The sequence below is a fragment of the Enterococcus sp. DIV0802b genome (genome assembly GCF_050543535.1).
In the GTDB taxonomy this organism is placed as follows: Bacteria; Bacillota; Bacilli; order Lactobacillales; family Enterococcaceae; genus Enterococcus_D; species Enterococcus_D entomosocium.
Genome location: NZ_CP172941.1, coordinates 2,103,136 through 2,121,286, shown reverse-complemented (window position 1 = coordinate 2,121,286; position 18,151 = coordinate 2,103,136). Strand labels below are relative to the sequence as shown.

The following is an 18,151-nucleotide window of genomic DNA, read 5'->3' as shown; positions in this document are numbered from 1 at the left end:
GAGAATGACAGTATGAACGATTACAATTGGGATGATCGAAATATCATTACCTTCGATAAACCAGAAGATGTGGCGCTTTATACCACTGACTTGCATGTATGGTATGGATCAAATGAAGCCATCAAAGGCATTGATCTACAATTTGAAAAGAATAAAATCACCGCATTGATCGGTCCCTCTGGTTGCGGAAAATCAACGTATCTGCGTTCCTTGAATCGAATGAATGACGGAATCGCAAATACGAGAGTCACAGGAAACATCATGTACAAAGGGGTCGACGTGAACACGAAAGAAGTCGATGTCTTCGAAATGCGTAAGCGGATCGGCATGGTTTTCCAACGACCAAACCCTTTCAGTAAATCGATCTATGACAACATCGCCTTTGCTTTGCGACGTCATGGAGAAAGAAACAAAAAGAAATTGGATGAAGCAGTCGAAACCAGCTTGAAACAAGCCGCACTTTGGGATCAAGTAAAGGACAGCTTAGACAAAAGTGCTTTGGCATTGTCCGGTGGACAGCAGCAACGTCTGTGTATCGCTCGAGCAATTGCGATGAAACCAGATATTTTGCTTCTAGATGAACCAGCTAGTGCCCTTGACCCCATCTCAACCGGGACAGTGGAAGAAACTCTTATCAACTTGAAAAACGACTATTCAATCATCATCGTGACCCACAACATGCAGCAAGCTGCTCGGATCAGCGATTATACCGCCTTTTTCTACTTAGGAAATGCGATCGAGTACGATGAGACCCGTAAGATATTTACTCGTCCAAAAATTAAAGCAACAGAAGATTACGTATCCGGTCATTTTGGCTGAGCCGATTCGATCAGTAAACGGAGGCAAAACAATGGCAGAAGAAATTATTACATCGAAAGATCTGCATTTATACTACGGAAAAAAAGAAGCATTAAAAGGAATCGACCTTTCCATCAAAAAAGGCGAGATCACTGCGATGATCGGTCCTTCAGGTTGTGGGAAATCGACCTACTTGCGTTCTCTTAATCGAATGAATGATTTGATCCCTGGTGTGACAATTACAGGAAGTGTTGTCTATAAAGGGAAAGACATTTATAGTCCGAAGCAAGACATCGTTGATTTGCGTAAAGAAATCGGAATGGTTTTTCAGCAACCGAATCCATTTCCCTTTTCAATTTACGAAAATGTGATTTATGGGTTAAAATTAAAAGGAGTCACGGACAAGGCGATTCTTGATAAGACGGTAGAGGAAAGCTTGAAAGCAGCGTCTGTCTGGGAAGATGTCAAAGATAAGCTTCACCAAAGTGCGCTATCTTTATCCGGTGGACAACAGCAGCGGGTATGCATCGCTCGGGTATTGGCTGTCGATCCAGAAATCATTTTGCTGGATGAACCAACCAGTGCGTTAGACCCAATTTCATCTGGGAAAATCGAGAATACCCTTTTGGCACTGAAAGAACGCTATACCATGATCATCGTGACTCACAACATGTCACAAGCTTCAAGAATCTCAGATAAAACCGCGTTCTTTTTGGACGGCAACTTGATCGAGTTTAATGACACGAAAAAAGTGTTCCTAAGTCCAAGCAAAAAAGAAACAGAAGATTATATCTCAGGAAGATTTGGTTAGGAGGAAAAGGGATGTTGCGTACACAGTTTGAAGAAGAATTATTAAATCTACACAATCAATTTTATGAGATGGGGATGCTAGTCAGCAGCGCGATCCACAAATCCGTACGAGCATATGTCAGACATGATAAAGCAATTGCTCAAGAAGTGATTGAAAATGATTTGGCGATCAACAATATGGAAGTTCGTTTGGAGAAAAAGAGCTTTGAAATGATTGCTTTGCAACAACCAGTAACCACCGATCTACGAATGATCATTACTGTAATGAAAGCCAGCTCTGACTTGGAACGAATGGGAGACCATGCAGTATCGATCGCGAAGTCAACGATTCGGGTCAAAGGTGAAACACGGATCGCCGAAATCGAAAAAGAAATTTCTGATATGTCGGATTATGTGAAGAAAATGGTCGATAATGTTTTAGTTGCCTATGTAAAAACTGACCAAGAAGATGCCCGTATGATCGCCCAAATGGATGATCGGGTCAATGAGTATTACAAAGACATCTATTACAAAACGATCGAGAGTATGAAAGAAAATCCGGAAACCGTTGTTAGTGGAACCGATTATTTATCTGTTGCACAGTACTTAGAACGTATCGGTGACTACGTAACGAATATTTGTGAATGGATCGTGTATCTTGCTACTGGGAAAATCAGTGAATTGAATACAAACCGTACGGAAATGATTTAAGAAACCAGCTTAGGTTCTTGATCACTTATCTCTTTTAAAAGAGATGGGACAGACCGCCGAAAGAAGTTGACCTTTAAGGAGTAACTTCTCTCGGCGGTCTTTTTGATTTGGAAGAATCACTGAAATAGATGACGTGAACAAGATAGACAAATTATAAAATGGCTTCCCTAAAGATGGACAATGGAAATCGATTCTATCGTACCCGAATTTTTCAAGTTGAACCTTCGGCTCTTTTCATCCCCGACCCGCAGTGAAATGAACAATAGATCATTTACTCTAGCAGGCCTATTCCTCAAGGCCGCTATTAGCTGAAACTTTTGTTTCCAATGGTTTTTCGTGGTACTGTTAAGATAAGGAAGATCGTTTTGTGCCTAAAGTAATGAAGAAAAGTGCCGGTTCTGCTTGCCAATCTGCAGATTGAGAAAAACTTGGTACTTAAGACCTATGACACTTTTGCAAAAACAAGGCATAATAGGTTCGTAAGCTAAACTTGCAATCACACATTTGCTGAAGGAGGCAATTTCCATGAACGAAAGAGAACGTATATTGGATCTAGTAAAAAAAGGTGTGCTTTCTACAGAAGAAGCCTTAGATTTACTAGAAGGTATGGCAAAAGCCAAAGACGAAAAACAAATTAACAAAGCTGCTGCTGAGGTAACCGCGGATAAGAATGCGACAAGCCCATTTGATGATACTGAAAATGACGATGAGATGTTCACGTTTGACGGCGAAGAAAAACTTCGTCAAAACGAAGCGCAAGACAAAGAAAATCTTGAAAAGATTCTTGATGGCTTAGCAACGGAAGCCAACCAAGCATCTGCTGAGTTGGACGAAATCAATGCTGAAATTCTTGGCGTCAAAGAAGAATTAAAAGAAGCGCAAGAAACTCTGATGCAATTGAATACCAAAGAAGAATTGGATCAATTGTCAGAAGAGGAATTGGCAACACGTCATGAAACAGAAGCGACCATTACTGGCTTAGAAGAAACGTTAGATGGCTTAACCGAAGAAAAAGCAGAATTGGAAGCAAAACTAAAAAATATTCGCAAAGACCAATGGTCTCAAACGAAAGAGAAAATCTCTCAAAAATTAGATATTCCAGAAGATTGGAAAGAGCAAGCGACCGATACTATCAATCAAGTAAGTGAAAAAATGGTCGATGCCAGCACCCACTTCGGACACTTCTTGAAGAAAACGGTTCGAGCAGTAACGGATTCTGTTAACGACAACATGGAATGGAAAGATATCAACTTGAAAGTTCCCGGTGTTGCAGCGACGAAATTTGAACACACATTCAGCTATGACGAAACGGCAGCGACATTGATCGATGTGAAGTTAGCCAACGGCAATGTTTCCTTCCAATTATGGGATGAACCAGGTGTCAAAGTAGATGCCAAAATCAAACTATATGGTAAAATGGATGCGGCGGAGCCTTTCGATGCTTTTGAAGCAAGAAGCCAAATCAATGTTGATGATGAACGCATCTCCTTCCAAATTCCAAACAAACGCATTCGTGCCGATCTGGTTTTCTATTTACCAAAACGTACCTATGATCATGTGGCAGTAAAACTATTGAACGGAAATGTTACATTCAATGAATTGGATGCAAAAGATGTTTATACAAAATCAACAAATGGCAATATCGATTTCCGCAAAGTAAACGCATCGATGTTAGAGATTGAAGGCGTGAATGGAACGATCACTGTTCAAGAGGGTGAGATTTTAGATGCCATCATCGAAACAGTGAATGGCGACGTGACGTTGACAGCCACACCACAAAACACCGGTATTTCTTTAGTAAACGGCAATATCCGTGTGACCTACAAAGAAGAAACGGTCCAAAAATTAAACGCCAGCTCTGTAAATGGCAATGTTAAAGTAGCATTACCTGCAGGGATCGGTTTTGAAGGGATCGCCAAAACAAGTTTAGGTAGCATTAACAATCGCTTAAGTGAAATGGAAGTTGTACGGGAGAAAAAAGAACGCCTAAACCAACTATTGCAATTCCGTCGGGTTGCCGATAAAGTCGCACAAATCGATCTATCCACAACAACAGGAAATGTCTTTATCAAAGATACAGATAAATAAGAATAGTTGAGTATACACTCATTAAAGAAAAGAAGGAAGGTGTAGATAAATGAACAAAAAATTAACAAAATCAGCCAATAACGTCGTCATTACAGGGACTCTAGGGGGTCTGGCAGAATACTTGCGAATCGATCCAACTATCGTTCGCGTGATCTATGTCTTTCTATCTTTAGTGACTGCTGGGTTCCCTGGAATCACTTTATATATCATCATGGCGGTCTTGATTCCTTCAGGACGCAAGAGCACCTCAGGATATGGTCATGACAATCGATATTACAAACAAAACAAATACAATGAAGCAAATCGTCCCCGTAAAGAAGCGGAAAAGGTAGAGGATGAGGACTGGAGTGACTTCTAGTGTCTTATTTTCAACGGCTTATCATGAATACACTGACGTTTGTCACATTGGCGGTTCTATTACCAAATATGATCCACGTTCAAAGCATTATGACTGCAGTGATCGCCAGTTTTGTACTGTCGATCCTGAATGCTTTGATTAAACCAATTCTGATCGTCATTTCATTTCCATTGACTTTACTGACGCTTGGGTTTTTCACCTTTGTGATCAATGCGCTCATGCTGAATTTGACTTCGTATTTTGTTGGGTCAGCCAACTTCGGCTTTTCCTCGTTTGGGGCTGCTTTATTAGTGGCACTGATCATGTCAGTGATCAATATGATCGTGACCGAACACCATATCGAAAAATATTCACGTTAAAAAGACGTTTCACGTTTTCTCCTACTAGCTACGAAGCTAGTGGAGAAACGGAAACGTCTTTTTTTAGTTTAACTGTTCTTCTTTGATGGCTGACAGATACGTATCTACTGCCTGTAACGTTTCATCAAGCGCTCCTTTTTCAAAAGGTGAACGTAGATGAGCCAGAGCCAGGATCTCAAGAAATGTTTTCGTGCCGCCGACTTCGCAAATGGCCAAATAATCTTGCCAAGCGGTTTCGTCTTTTGCCACGATGAATCGATACCAAAATTGAAACGCACACACTTGTGCCAATGTGTAATCGATATAGTAGAAAGGTGATTCAAAAATATGCCCCTGTCTGAACCAATACAAGCCACGATCAAGGTCAGGATATTCTGAATAATCCCGTTCTGGGCAATACTGGCGCTCTAATTCCCGCCAACGGGCTTTGCGCTGTGCTGGTGACCACTCAGGATGCTCATAAACCTCTTGTTGGAAGTGATCCACTAAAACGCCATAAGGCAGAAATTGCAGGCTGCTAGCAAGATGCGCAAATTTGTATTTTTCTGTTTCTTCTTCGAAAAAGGCATCCATCCATGGCCAGGCGATAAACTCCATCGACATTGAATGGATCTCGCAAGATTCATAATTGGGAAAGAGAATTTCCGGTTCTTTGATCCAACGAGAGCGAAAGGCTTGAAAGGCGTGGCCAGCTTCGTGGGTCAAAACATCGACATCGCCCGAAGTACCGTTAAAGTTGGCAAAGATAAATGGCGCTTGATAGTCTTGGATAAACGTACAGTAGCCGCCAGATTGTTTGCCTTTTTTGCTTAGTAGATCAAGTAGGTCATGCTCGACCATAAAATCAAAAAATTCGCCAGTTTCAGGGGATAGTTCCTGATACATCACACGGGCTTTTTCTACTAGTTCTTCAGGAGTTCCTTTAGGCTCTGCGTTACCACTAGGATAAACAAGTGGCAAGTCGGTAAAGGTTGCCTGAGTCAATTGATTACGCTGCGCCTGTCTTTGGTACAGCTTTTGGGTAATTGGGACGACTTTTTCTAAAATTTCCCGACGATAGGTCTCGATCATTGAACGATCATAGTCCCAACGATTCATTTGGGTATCCGCAAAGGCAACATAATTTTCAAAGCCGAGCTTGTGGGCGATCTCGGTACGAACCTTGACCATCTCGTCATAAATTTGATCAAAACGGTCTTCATTTTCCGTGAAGAAAGCCGTTTGTTTTTCAAACGCTTCTTTTCGAACACCGCGATCTTTGTTTTCGGTAAATGGTCGCAGTTGTGCGAGGGTATAGGTTTCTCCTTGGAAGTCGATTTGGGCAGAAGCGACCAATTTGCTGTAATCAGAAGCCAATTGGTTTTCTTTTTGAAACAATTCGATCAAGGCCTCATCAAAAAGCTTCACACGGCTTTCGGCATATAAAAAAAGTGTTTCTGGATATTCGGCTTTTAATTCATCTAAGACCGGTGAAGCCAAGAGTGCTTGATAGAATTGAAAATCCAGAGCTTCAAAATGAGGCTGGTATTCATTCCAGAAAGTGTCTTCTGTTTCATAAAAGGCATCGTTGGTATCGATCGAATAACGGATCGAAGCCAAGTTCATTGCGGTATCGATCGTTCCTCTTAGTTCGTTCAAAGCATCAAGAGCTTGCTTCGCCTCCGAGAAGGTATCGGCTGACTGAAGGTTTGCTAATGCTTTTTTGAATGTTTCTTGATAAACTGGAAAATCAGGGCGTTGATACGTGTATGCTGAAAATTTCATTAAAAATCCCTCCTTAGTAAAATAATAACACAAACGAAAAAGAATGAGGACTTCTATTGGCGAAGGTAGTAACTTTACTGATAGAATGATAAAATAGAACCAGAGTGTCGTTTACAAGAAGCAGCGGCAAGAATCATTGAGAAAAGAGGGAAAACCTATGGCAGAAACCGTCAAAGTCAGCGAGCTGGCGGAGGCTTTAAATTTAGAGATAGTTGAAGGAACTGAAAACAGTTTAGAAAGAGAAATCATTACCGGTGATATTTCCCGACCTGGTTTGGAATTGACGGGTTATTTTAATTACTATTCCCATGATCGTCTGCAATTATTCGGCAGCAAAGAGATCACCTTTGCGGAACGAATGATGCCAGAAGAACGCTTGATGGTGATGCGCAAAATGTGTGCCGATGATACACCGGGATTTATTGTTTCTCGCGGCTTGGAAGTACCAGCAGAAATGATTCAAGCCTGCAAAGAACATGAGATTACGATTCTACGTTCGCCCATCTCAACGTCACGTCTGCAAGGAGAGCTTTCTAGTTTTCTCGATGGGCGTTTAGCAACAAGAACCAGTGTCCATGGGGTATTAGTGGATGTCTATGGCTTGGGCGTTTTGATCCAAGGCGATAGCGGAATTGGTAAAAGCGAAACAGCATTAGAGTTGATCAAACGTGGGCATCGGTTGATCGCTGATGACCGTGTGGATGTGTATAAGCAAGATGAGTTGACTTTGGTGGGGGAACCGCCGAAAATCTTGCAACACTTGATCGAGATCCGGGGAATCGGGATCATCGATGTCATGAATCTTTTTGGTGCCAGTGCCGTACGAGGGTATATGCAGGTTCAAGTAGCGGTGTATTTAGAAGCTTGGGCGAAAGACAAAAAGTATGATCGACTAGGAACCGATGATACGACGGTTGAAATTGGTGGCGTTGATGTACCACAAATCAAAATCCCCGTGAAAACTGGTCGAAATGTTGCGATCATTATCGAAGTTGCTGCCATGAATTTCCGGGCGAAAACGATGGGTTATGATGCAACGAAGACCTTTGAAAATCGATTGACGCAATTGATCGAAGAAAATTCTGGAAACTAGAGAGGATAAGATAGATGTTAGGTTTAGTAAATCGAGTCGCATTTGAACTATTTGGTTTGCCGATTTATTGGTATGCGATCATTATCGTATCAGGCGTGATCATTGCTATGTGGTTAAGTACGAGAGAGGCGGTTCGTGTCGGGCTCAAGCCAGATGATGTGACTGATTTTATGTTGATTGGATTGCCAGTATCGATCATTGGTGCGCGGCTTTATTATATTCTATTTGACTTGCAATACTACATTGATGACCCGAGTCAAATTTTCAATATTCGGTCTGGTGGGATCGCTATCTACGGTGCATTGATTGCCGGGGGGATTTGGCTGTACTTTTTCTGCCAACGAAATTTTATTTCTCCCTGGACCTTTTTAGATATCGCTGCACCAAGTGTCCTATTGGCACAAGGCATCGGGCGTTGGGGCAACTTCATGAATCATGAAGCATTTGGAGCCGAAGTCAGCCGCTCCTTCTTAGAAAGTTTGTATATACCGAAATTTATTATCGATAATATGTATATCGACGAAGCGTATCGGCAGCCGACGTTTCTTTATGAATCGGTTTGGAATGTGATCGGATTTATCGTTTTGATTTTCTTGCGCAAGAAAACTGGGTTATTAAAAGAAGGCGAAGTTTTCTTGAGCTACTTAATTTGGTATGGGTTCGGACGCTTCTTTATTGAAGGAATGCGCACCGATAGTTTATACTTATTTGGGGATATCCGTGTGTCACAAGCACTTTCCGCTTTATTATTCTTTGGAGCGATTGGGCTATTGATCTGGCGTCGGAAAAACCAAACTTTAAAAGACTACAATCGCAGCTTTGGCAAAAACCAAACGATTATCTAAACAGTTATTTTATCGAAATTATGGTAAAATGATAAAGTGCATGAATTTGCGAAAAGGATAGAGGAGGTTTCCATAGTGAAACAGAAAATCGCCGTTTTAGGTCCCGGATCATGGGGGACTGCTTTGGCACAAGTCTTGTCTGAAAACGGACATGAAGTGACTATTTGGGGCAACAATCCCGCCCAAATCGATGAAATCAATACGTATCATACCAATCGGCATTATTTGCCTGATTTGAAATTACCTGAAAATATTTTAGGCTGCAAAAATCTAGAAGAGGCGATCCAAGGGGCAGATGCTGTCTTGTTTGTAGTACCAACCAAAGCGATTCGTGCCGTGGCACAAGAATTCACTAAGAAGACAACCGGTAAACCAGTCATCATCCATGCCTCAAAAGGATTAGAACAAGGCAGTCATAAACGAATCTCAGAAGTACTTGCCGAAGAGATCCCAGCCGATAAACGGCAAGAAATCGTTGTCCTGTCAGGACCATCACATGCCGAAGAAGTCGCTGTCCATGATATTACCACGATCACGGCAGCTTCAGAAAATGAATCGGCTGCTAAATATGTACAAGAGCTATTTATGAATGATTACTTTAGAATCTACACCAATAACGATGTGATCGGTGTCGAAACTGGCGCCGCGCTGAAAAACATCATCGCTATTGGTGCCGGAGCGATTGCTGGACTGGGCTTTGGGGATGATGCGAAGGCTGCGATCATGACCCGTGGGTTAGCAGAAATCAGTCGTCTCGGTGTGGCAATGGGTGCAAATCCATTAACCTTTATCGGATTGAGTGGTGTTGGCGATTTGATCGTCACGTGTACCAGTGTCCATTCGCGGAATTGGCGTGCCGGAAACCTATTAGGAAAAGGCCATAGCTTAGACGAAGTGTTAGACAATATGGGCATGATCGTTGAAGGAGTTTCAACCACCAAAGCTGCCCGCGAATTAGCAGAAGCTTTGTCAGTGGAAATGCCAATCACAGAAACGATTTATTCGGTCTTGTATGAAGGCAAAGACATCAAGCAAGCAGCTAAAGATATTATGCTGCGAGACGGCAAAGAAGAAAACGAATTTACGGTAGATCAATCATTATGATTAAAGGAGCGAGTCACATGAATGTCAAAAAAGCAGTTATCCCAGCAGCCGGTCTAGGTACCCGATTTTTACCAGCTACAAAGGCAATGGCAAAGGAAATGTTGCCGATCGTTGACAAACCAACGATCCAATTTATCGTGGAAGAAGCTTTACAATCAGGGATCGAAGATATTTTGATCGTAACAGGAAAAGCAAAGCGTCCGATCGAAGACCATTTCGATGCCAATTTAGAATTAGAGATGAATCTAAAAGAAAAAGGCAAGACAGAGCTTTTGAAATTAGTGGAAGAAACAACTGACGTAAATCTGCATTTCATTCGCCAATCTCATCCGAAAGGATTAGGCCATGCCGTATTACAGGCGCGGGCATTTGTCGGAAATGAACCGTTTGTAGTCATGCTAGGTGATGACTTGATGGAAGATCAAGTGCCATTGACGAAACAGCTGATCGATAATTATGAAAAAACGCATGCATCAACGATCGCTGTCATGGATGTTCCTCATGAAGATACATCAAAATACGGAATCATTGATCCTGGTATGGAAGTTGAAAAAGGCTTGTTCAATGTCAAAAACTTTGTTGAAAAACCAGCGCCAGAAAATGCGCCAAGTGATTTAGCAATTATTGGTCGCTACTTGCTGACCCCTGAAATTTTTGATATTTTAGCCAATCAGGAACCTGGTGCTGGCGGCGAGATCCAATTGACGGATGCCATCGACACATTAAACAAAACCCAACGCGTGTTTGCTCATCAATTTACCGGCAAGCGTTACGATGTAGGAGACAAATTTGGTTTCTTAAAAACAAGTATTGAGTATGGTTTAGTACACCCTGAAGTCAAGGACAACTTGAAAGAGTATTTGATCGAGTTAGGAAAAGAACTAGCTCCGGCTCAAAAAGAAGTCAAAGAAGCACCGAAAGAGTCAAAAAAATAACAAAAACTCCTAAACAAGGCAATTTCTGATGAAATTGCTTTGTTTTTTTATTATTTCCTGTTGAAAGCGGATAATTTTCTTAAAAATGCAGTCTTTTATTTGTAGAAAGTGCAGTGAAATGCTATTCTTAATATAAGTAAATGGGGAAAGGAGCCATTCTATGTCAGGAGGAGAACTAGCTGCATTGATTGCTGCGATCGCATTTGTCGTATTGGTCATTTTCGTCGTTCGTTTGTTGATGCAAGTCAGCAAGACAATGACCAAAGTAGACAAAACGGTCGAAGAAGCAAACACAACCATCCGTGTCATTACCAATGACGTTGATATTCTTTCAAAAGAGGTTGAAGGTCTTTTGGTAAAAACGAATGAGCTTTTACAAGATGTGAACGGAAAAGTCGCAACCATCGATCCTTTGTTCACAGCAGTTGCAGATCTAAGTACCAGTGTTTCAGAACTAAATGTTTCTGGAAAAAATTTAATTACGCGCGTGGGTAGTCTTGGCCGGACCACTGCCAAAGCAACGGTAGCTGGAAAAGTCGGTCAAACAGCCATGAAATTTTTCAAAGACAAAAATAACCAAAAATAAAAGGAGGACTTTCAATGAGTAAAAAAGGCGGATTTTTATTAGGAGCAATCATCGGAGGAACAGCGGCAGCAGCAGCAGCACTTTTGTTGGCGCCAGAATCTGGTAAAACATTAAGAAATAAATTAGCAAAACAAGCAGACGATTTATTAGATAAAGCATCTGATTATGGTGATTTAGCCAAAGAAAGAAGTACGGATCTTGTCGATATCGCTAAAGATAAAGCAGCAAAATTAAGCGAGCAAGCATCTGACTTTACCGGTTCTTTAACAGCGAAAGTCGATGACTTAAAAGAAACAGCAGCTGGTTCATCAGAAGAAACCGTTGAAGAGTTAAAGAAACAAGCAGGTGATCTATCAGAACGCTTCAAAAAATCAGCAAGCGATGTGAAAGAAACAGCGAAAGATGCCAAAGAAGATGCAGATGATACAGTCCAAGATATCATCATTGATGCAAAATCTTCTGCAGCGGATATGAAACAAACCGTCAAAGAAGGGGCACAAGAAGCAAAACCTGTAGTTGAAGAAGCCAAAAAAGACGGTCAAGCAGCCGCAGCTGATTTGAAAAAAGAAGCTGGAAAAGCAGCGGATGATGCCAAAAAAACAGCGAAAGCAGAAACAAAAGAAGCTAAAGCTGACTTGGAAGATGCAAAAGAAGAATTAAAAGATACATTAGAAAAAAACAATCCTGAAGCATAAGCAAGGATACAAAATTTGATTACTTTAAAAGTTAAAAACGTTCGCCAGTTAAATCGGCGAACGTTTTTCGTGACTTCAGTAGCTATTCGTTTGATGCTTGGGTGATTTCCCAATCGCAAAGTTGATAGATCCAATCCCGCAGTTGACTGAATGGAAACCCAATTCCCTCAGCGAGAGCAACATTGATCGAATAAACAGGTGTACCATTGTAAGGGCCTTGATCACCTGTTTCTGAAAAGAGAGGGGAAAGACCGGTTTTTTCCGTTACGTATTGCAGCACTTCTTCTAAAGAAATCGTGCCTTTTGACGCACCGTTGATGGGTCCTGTGAAAGAGCTGGTACCTAAAAACGCTAAAAATTGGCCAGCTTCTTCAGCATCGACAAAGCCCATTTGATGCGTTAGATTATCGACAGCCATTGGCTTTTGCTTTATCAGATGGTCGATGTAAAAGGCAAAACGTTTTGTATAATCATCTGCACCGATCACGTAAGGAAAGCGGACAAAAACGGACGGAATCTGACTGTAGTTTTGGGTAAGAATCTCTTCAACGGTTCGTTTGCCTTCAGCATAATTGACTTCCTCAGAGCAGACAATTTTGACCGCTTCTTTGGCAGGGTCAAAATCCGTTTCTTTCAAATCGAAGTGCAGTTCATGATAGGCAGACATCGAACTAGTGACAATGTAGCGTTTGGGTGTGACATGACGCAGTAGAATCTCAATGTCGTTGGAAGTATAAGCAATATTGTCGTAAATAACATCATAGGTTTCTTGTGTCAACGTCGTTTTGATACTTTCTTCATCCGTGCGATCAAAGACAAGTCGGTTGACTTGATCGCCAAAAGAATCAGTCGTCTTCCCTCTGGTAGCGATCGTGACATCACAGCCTTGATCCACTAAAGATTGGACCAAATATTTACCGAAAAAACGCGTGCCGCCTAAAACTAACACTTTTTTACTCATAAGAACACTCCTTTTCATGTAATTACAACATATTGCGCCGTTTCATTAAAAGAATCAAGATAAAATCAACAATTCTTTTTTTGTTTTGGTAAATGGTACACAGCCATCTGCAGTGACATAGATGCAATCTTCAATACGAACACCGACTTGATCTGGCAAATAAATCCCTGGTTCGATAGAGAAGCACATGCCTTCTTCAATCACTAAATCATTGCCAGTGATCAAAGAGGGGAACTCATGAACCGTGGTCCCGATGCCATGACCTAAACGATGGTTGAAGTAGTCGCCATAGCCATAACCCGTAATCACATCACGAGCGATCTTGTCTAATTCTCCAGCGGTGATCCCAGGTTTGACCGCTGCTTGAGCCGCTAGTTCTGCTTCAAGAACGATGTCATAAATTTTTCTTTGTAATGCAGTCGGTTCTTTATAGGCAACCGTTCTGGTTGCATCGCTGCAATACCCTTTCCAGATGACTCCTAAATCAAATAAGACGAGTTCATTAGCAGTCACTTTGCGATCCCCAGGTACGCCATGAGGACTTGCTGCATTGGCACCAGCTAATACGGTCGTATCGAAGGACATATGGGAAACCCCACGTTTTTTCAACTCGTACTCAATTTCTGCTACGATTTCCATTTCGCTAACGCCTTCTTTGATGGCAGCAAACCCAACCTCAAAAGCAACATCTGCCCAGTTGCCAGCTTCTAGTAAGGTGTCAATCTCAGACGCGGTTTTTGTTAATTGCATTTTTTGAATCACCGGGGTCACATCTAAAGAAAAATCGGTTTTTGGCAAGAACCGTTTCAATGCTTCATAGCGCTCGACGGAAAGGTCATTTTTTTCTAATGCCAAGGAAGAAACCTCGTAACGAGAGGTCAATTCTTGGCAGATTTTCGCCCAAGGGTCTTCACTATCGAGATAACCGATAATGTCAAAGGGCCAGCCGCTATTTTTTGCTTCTTCTACTTCCAGAGCTGGTGTGAAAAGAAAGGGATCTTTTCCAGGTGCGACGAACAAAGCAAGGACCCGTTCATGAGGTTCACTTTTAAAACCGGAAAAATAAGCGATCGTTGCTGGATTAGAAATATAGGCAACATCGGCGCCATTGGTTTTCAACCAGGCATTTAACTCATTGATTTTTTTATCATTCATTTGATAAAACCTTCTTTCAAGTATTCTTTTTCTATTTTATCATGCTTTCGAAGAGAATAGGGGAGGGGAAAGTAGGAAATTGCTAAGTTTTCATGAAAACAAAATTAAAACGGTTGCAAATCCAGAAAAAATTTGCTATCCTAACAAAGAAATGTAAATAAGATTTTCTGAAAATAGAATAAGGGAGATATATCATGGAAAAACAAACAATTACGATTTATGATGTTGCACGGGAAGCGAATGTATCGATGGCAACTGTTTCACGGGTAGTCAACGGAAATCCAAATGTAAAACCAGCAACTCGTAAGAAAGTGCTGGAAGTGATCGACCGCTTGGATTATCGTCCAAACGCAGTTGCTCGAGGGTTGGCAAGTAAAAAGACCACAACTGTTGGTGTTATCATTCCTGATGTCAGCAATATGTTCTTCTCATCACTTGCTCGTGGGATCGATGATGTAGCGACCATGTATAAATACAATATCATCTTAGCCAACTCTGATGGCGATACGATGAAAGAAGTCAACGTATTGAACAACTTGTTAGCAAAACAAGTAGACGGCGTTATCTTCATGGGTCATCGCATCACGGATGAAATTCGCGGGGAATTCTCTCGCTCAAAAACTCCAGTCGTTTTAGCTGGTTCGATCGATCCTGATGAACAAGTAGGAAGTGTCAATATCGATTACACAGCAGCTGCCAAAGATGCTGTTTCGTTATTGGCGAAAAACAATCAAAAAATCGCTTTTGTCAGCGGTGCTTTGATCGATCCAATCAATGGCCAAAACCGCTTGAAAGGCTATAAAGAAGCCTTGAAAGAAAACAACCTTGACTATTCTGAAGGGTTGATCTTTGAATCACCATACAGCTTTAAAGAAGGCTTAGCATTAGTTGATCGCATCATCAACAGTGGTGCAACAGCAGCTTATGTTACAGACGATGAGTTAGCCATCGGCGTCTTAGATGGTTTGTTAGACAAAGGCGTTAAAGTTCCTGAGGATTTCGAGATCATCACCAGCAACAACTCATTATTGGCTGAAGCAGCTCGTCCACGCTTATCAAGTGTGACGCAACCATTGTATGATATGGGTGCCGTTGCGATGCGTCTATTAACTAAAATGATGAACAAAGAAGATGTAGAACAAAAAACGATCGTCTTGCCTTACGGTATTTCAGAAAAAAGCTCTACGAAATAAGCAGCGATTTAATAAAAAGACTAGTGGAGCAACGCTTTGCTGTTCCACTTTTTGCTTCAACGATCGTTCGTGTGGGTAGAAAATCTATGGATTTTCTACCCACACTTTTTTTGTATAAAAAAACTGATCAGCACAAGGCTGATCAGTCATCATCATCATTTGTATTAGGTTGGTTATTTTCTTGCTCGTCCTCGTCGTCATCATTTGCAGTAGGTGTAACATTGTTGGATGCGTTATTCGATGATGTATTCGACGAACGATTTGTTGAACGGCTAGAAGATGCTTTTTTCCAATAGTCAGCATAGTTTGCATCTGAACCACCGAGTCCAAATTTGAAATCGACCGTATCTGGTCCGCCAGTTGCCCAATAAGAAGTAACGGTACTACTTGGATTCGTATAGGTTCGATTATCGACTCGCACGGTTCCGCCTGGTTGGGTACCAGTAAACTTGGAAACTTGAGCTTTTTTGACATCACTAGAAAGTTCAAACTTCTGATTTACACCAAAGACTTCTTGGTTTGTTTGATAGATACGATTGATCAAGTAAGCCATGTAATTGGCTGTCCGAGTTCCTGCTGCACTATCGGTAGCTTTATTGTCATCCCGCCCTGACCAGCTGCTGATGGTGATCGATGGGGTGGAAACGACTAGCCAAGAGTCAGACCAATTATTGGTAGACCCAGTTTTACCGACCCAATCGGCATTCCCGAGGTTCCAATCTAATCCGCTGATAACCGATTTAAAGGAACTGGTTTTTTGCTCATCGATAACACTACGCATCATGTCGGTCATGATGGACGCTGTCGCTTCAGAAAAGACTTGGACCGGTTTGGCTTCATGCTGATAAAGCACTTCGCCTTCATTATCCTTGATTGATTCGATGATGTAGCCTTGCTGATAGACACCGTTATTGGCAAATGTTTGGAAGCCATTTGTTTGATTCAACACTGTGACATCGGTAACCCCTAATGGCGCTGATTCATATGCCCAGCTGTTATCTTCAGGATAGCCCATTTTGCTCAAATAATTTGAATAGGCATAAAAATGATCGCCTTCTTTTTCCCACAGATCTTGGAAAATATTTGTCGCTGCGATATTACTGGAAACTTCCAATGATTCGCGAATCGACATAAAAGTATTGGTTCCACGGTTTGTGGCATTGACGATCGGCTCACCGGCGTTTTCTCCTGTCCGCCATTTTGCGGCATAATCAGAAACCATTGATTCAGAGCCCATCAAGCCACTTTCGATCGCCGGTCCGTAAACCAGCATTGGTTTGATACTTGAACCTGCTTGGCGTTTAGCATCAAAGGCATGGTTGAATTGATTGTCAGCATAGTTACGACCACCAATAAAGCCTAATACTTTCCCGGTGGCATTGTCCATCATGACGTTGCCGACTTCGATGGTGGAGTCGCCCCAGTTGTCTAACATATAGCCGTATTTATCGACGGCATCTTGCATTGCATTATAAATATCTTTATCGATCGTTGATGTGACGGTATAGCCACCATTAACCAGTTTTTGCTGCGCCAATTCGAAGTATTTTTGGTAGGTTTCGTCTTTGGCATATTCTTCGTCACTGACATCATCTTCATCTGCCAGCTGTTTGGCAATAATGTCTTTTGCTTCATTTAACACAGTGTAATAAAGGAAGCTTTGATCCGTTTGTTCAATGGCTTCTTGTTTTTTGAAGTCTTGCTTCAAGTCATAATTAAGCGCCTCTTCGTATTCTTCTTTCGTAATATCGTGGTTACGATACATACTGAAGAGCACGAAGTCTTTCCGCTCTAAGCCAGCGGTCAAGTTTTCCTTGATCTCGCCCGTATTTGTATAAGGGCTGTAGACGATCGGGCTTTGTGGCAGACCCGCAATAAAGGCTGCTTGCGGTAAAGACAGGTCAGCTGCGTTAACGCCAAAAATTCCTTGCGCCGCTTCTTGCACACCTGCGATATTTTGCCCTTTATTGTTCCGGCCAAAAGGGGAGATGTTTAGATACATGGTGACGATCTCATCTTTATCGAAAAATTTCTCCACTTCCATGGCTAATAAAATCTCATTGGCTTTGCGTTTGAAGGTCGTTTCACTGGAAAGGATTTGTTGTTTCACCAGCTGCTGGGTCAAAGTGGAACCCCCGCTGCCGCCAAAGCCTGTCGCTTCGGATAATAACGCCCGCACGACTGCTTTTGGTACGACGCCATTATGAATATTAAAATATTCGTCCTCTGTTGCGATGATCGCTTTTTTCAAGTAGTCTGAAATTTGATCGGAATTAACCGACGTTCGCATCAGATCTGAGCGAATCGTTGCGATTTTACTGCCATCAGCGTATGCGAGTTGAGAAGTCTCTGTGATGTCGGTCAGTTCTTTCTGCAACTCATCTTTAGAAGGAGCTGCGGTATCTTCCACAAGAAAAGCAAAGTAGCCGGCACCGATCCCTAAAGCTAAAGAACCGCCTAGCACCAGTAAAGAAATAGCCACTAAGAACAAGGCATGTAAAACCCTAAGACTGATATTGAAATAGAACCAGCCTCTATTTTTGTTTTCTGTATTCTTTTGATTTTTCGTTTTCTGGGACAAAAAGAGTCACCTCAATAAATTAGAATAGATTCCGTGTAATTATAGCAAAAAACAAGGCGCTTGGGTAGCACCCTATCTGTTATCGAAAGAAGTGTGCGAGAAAATGCCAGTTGGTATTTGTATTGAACCAGCGATA

Annotated in this window: 17 protein-coding genes; 13 read left to right on the top strand and 4 right to left on the bottom strand. The window is 41.7% G+C overall.

Annotated features, from left to right (window positions below; all coding sequences use genetic code 11):
- Nucleotides 1-12 precede the first annotated feature (12 nt).
- From pstB (IGJ12_RS10045) to IGJ12_RS10020, 6 genes are all read left to right on the top strand, one after another.
- Entirely contained in the window at nt 13-819 is an 807-nt protein-coding gene (gene pstB, locus IGJ12_RS10045) for a phosphate ABC transporter ATP-binding protein PstB (protein ID WP_005225783.1), read from the top strand.
- Between the two features lie 31 nt (nt 820-850).
- Entirely contained in the window at nt 851-1,609 is a 759-nt protein-coding gene (pstB, locus tag IGJ12_RS10040; protein ID WP_005235379.1) for a phosphate ABC transporter ATP-binding protein PstB, read from the top strand.
- Nucleotides 1,610-1,620: 11 nt separating this feature from the next.
- Entirely contained in the window at nt 1,621-2,298 is a 678-nt protein-coding gene (phoU, locus tag IGJ12_RS10035; RefSeq protein WP_008378477.1) for a phosphate signaling complex protein PhoU, read from the top strand.
- 525 nt (nt 2,299-2,823) lie between these two features.
- A complete protein-coding gene (gene liaX, locus IGJ12_RS10030) occupies nt 2,824-4,386 on the top strand; it encodes a daptomycin-sensing surface protein LiaX (protein ID WP_016612240.1) in 1,563 nt (520 codons plus the stop codon).
- 49 nt (nt 4,387-4,435) lie between these two features.
- Nucleotides 4,436-4,744: a PspC domain-containing protein gene (locus IGJ12_RS10025; RefSeq protein WP_005235384.1), complete on the top strand. Its 309-nt coding sequence runs from the start codon at nt 4,436-4,438 to the stop codon at nt 4,742-4,744.
- Complete coding sequence (locus IGJ12_RS10020) at nt 4,744-5,103, top strand: phage holin family protein (RefSeq protein ID WP_005225788.1); 360 nt, start codon at nt 4,744-4,746, stop codon at nt 5,101-5,103. Before IGJ12_RS10025 ends, IGJ12_RS10020 begins: the two co-directional genes overlap by 1 nt.
- Before the next feature lie 63 nt (nt 5,104-5,166).
- Here IGJ12_RS10020 and IGJ12_RS10015 read toward each other — a convergent pair whose 3' ends face one another.
- The gene (locus tag IGJ12_RS10015) at nt 5,167-6,867 is read right to left on the bottom strand and encodes a M3 family oligoendopeptidase (protein WP_430618972.1); all 1,701 of its coding nucleotides are present in this window, start codon (nt 6,865-6,867) and stop codon (nt 5,167-5,169) included.
- 157 nt (nt 6,868-7,024) lie between these two features.
- Here IGJ12_RS10015 and hprK point away from each other — a divergent pair, with 157 nt between their 5' ends.
- From hprK to IGJ12_RS09985, 6 genes are all read left to right on the top strand, one after another.
- Nucleotides 7,025-7,960, top strand: a complete 936-nt coding sequence (hprK, locus tag IGJ12_RS10010; RefSeq protein WP_005235388.1) for an HPr(Ser) kinase/phosphatase — start codon at nt 7,025-7,027, stop codon at nt 7,958-7,960.
- A gap of 14 nt (nt 7,961-7,974) precedes the next feature.
- Nucleotides 7,975-8,805, top strand: a complete 831-nt coding sequence (lgt, locus tag IGJ12_RS10005) for a prolipoprotein diacylglyceryl transferase (RefSeq protein WP_005235390.1) — start codon at nt 7,975-7,977, stop codon at nt 8,803-8,805.
- A gap of 75 nt (nt 8,806-8,880) precedes the next feature.
- Nucleotides 8,881-9,909 carry an NAD(P)H-dependent glycerol-3-phosphate dehydrogenase gene (locus IGJ12_RS10000; RefSeq protein WP_008378474.1) on the top strand — a complete coding sequence of 343 codons (1,029 nt, stop codon included), beginning with the start codon at nt 8,881-8,883 and terminating at the stop codon, nt 9,907-9,909.
- A gap of 17 nt (nt 9,910-9,926) precedes the next feature.
- Nucleotides 9,927-10,844 carry a UTP--glucose-1-phosphate uridylyltransferase GalU gene (galU, locus tag IGJ12_RS09995; RefSeq protein WP_008378473.1) on the top strand — a complete coding sequence of 306 codons (918 nt, stop codon included), beginning with the start codon at nt 9,927-9,929 and terminating at the stop codon, nt 10,842-10,844.
- 160 nt (nt 10,845-11,004) lie between these two features.
- Nucleotides 11,005-11,430 (top strand): DUF948 domain-containing protein, encoded by a 426-nt coding sequence (locus IGJ12_RS09990; RefSeq protein WP_430618971.1) that lies wholly within the window; start codon nt 11,005-11,007, stop codon nt 11,428-11,430.
- Nucleotides 11,431-11,444: 14 nt separating this feature from the next.
- A complete protein-coding gene (locus IGJ12_RS09985) occupies nt 11,445-12,125 on the top strand; it encodes a YtxH domain-containing protein (protein WP_005235400.1) in 681 nt (226 codons plus the stop codon).
- Nucleotides 12,126-12,207: 82 nt separating this feature from the next.
- On the opposite strand, the gene IGJ12_RS09980 is transcribed toward IGJ12_RS09985, so the two are convergent.
- Nucleotides 12,208-13,086: an NAD-dependent epimerase/dehydratase family protein gene (locus IGJ12_RS09980; protein WP_008378472.1), complete on the bottom strand. Its 879-nt coding sequence runs from the start codon at nt 13,084-13,086 to the stop codon at nt 12,208-12,210.
- 54 nt (nt 13,087-13,140) lie between these two features.
- Nucleotides 13,141-14,241 carry a M24 family metallopeptidase gene (locus IGJ12_RS09975; RefSeq protein ID WP_086373049.1) on the bottom strand — a complete coding sequence of 367 codons (1,101 nt, stop codon included), beginning with the start codon at nt 14,239-14,241 and terminating at the stop codon, nt 13,141-13,143.
- Between the two features lie 194 nt (nt 14,242-14,435).
- Between IGJ12_RS09975 and ccpA the strand changes: the two genes are divergently transcribed.
- Nucleotides 14,436-15,434, top strand: coding sequence for a catabolite control protein A (gene ccpA / locus IGJ12_RS09970; protein ID WP_008378470.1), 999 nt, complete (start codon nt 14,436-14,438; stop codon nt 15,432-15,434).
- A gap of 142 nt (nt 15,435-15,576) precedes the next feature.
- Here the strand turns inward: ccpA and IGJ12_RS09965 are convergent, their stop codons facing one another.
- Nucleotides 15,577-18,015, bottom strand: a complete 2,439-nt coding sequence (locus IGJ12_RS09965; RefSeq protein ID WP_016612234.1) for a transglycosylase domain-containing protein — start codon at nt 18,013-18,015, stop codon at nt 15,577-15,579.
- Between the last annotated feature and the right edge of the window lie 136 nt (nt 18,016-18,151).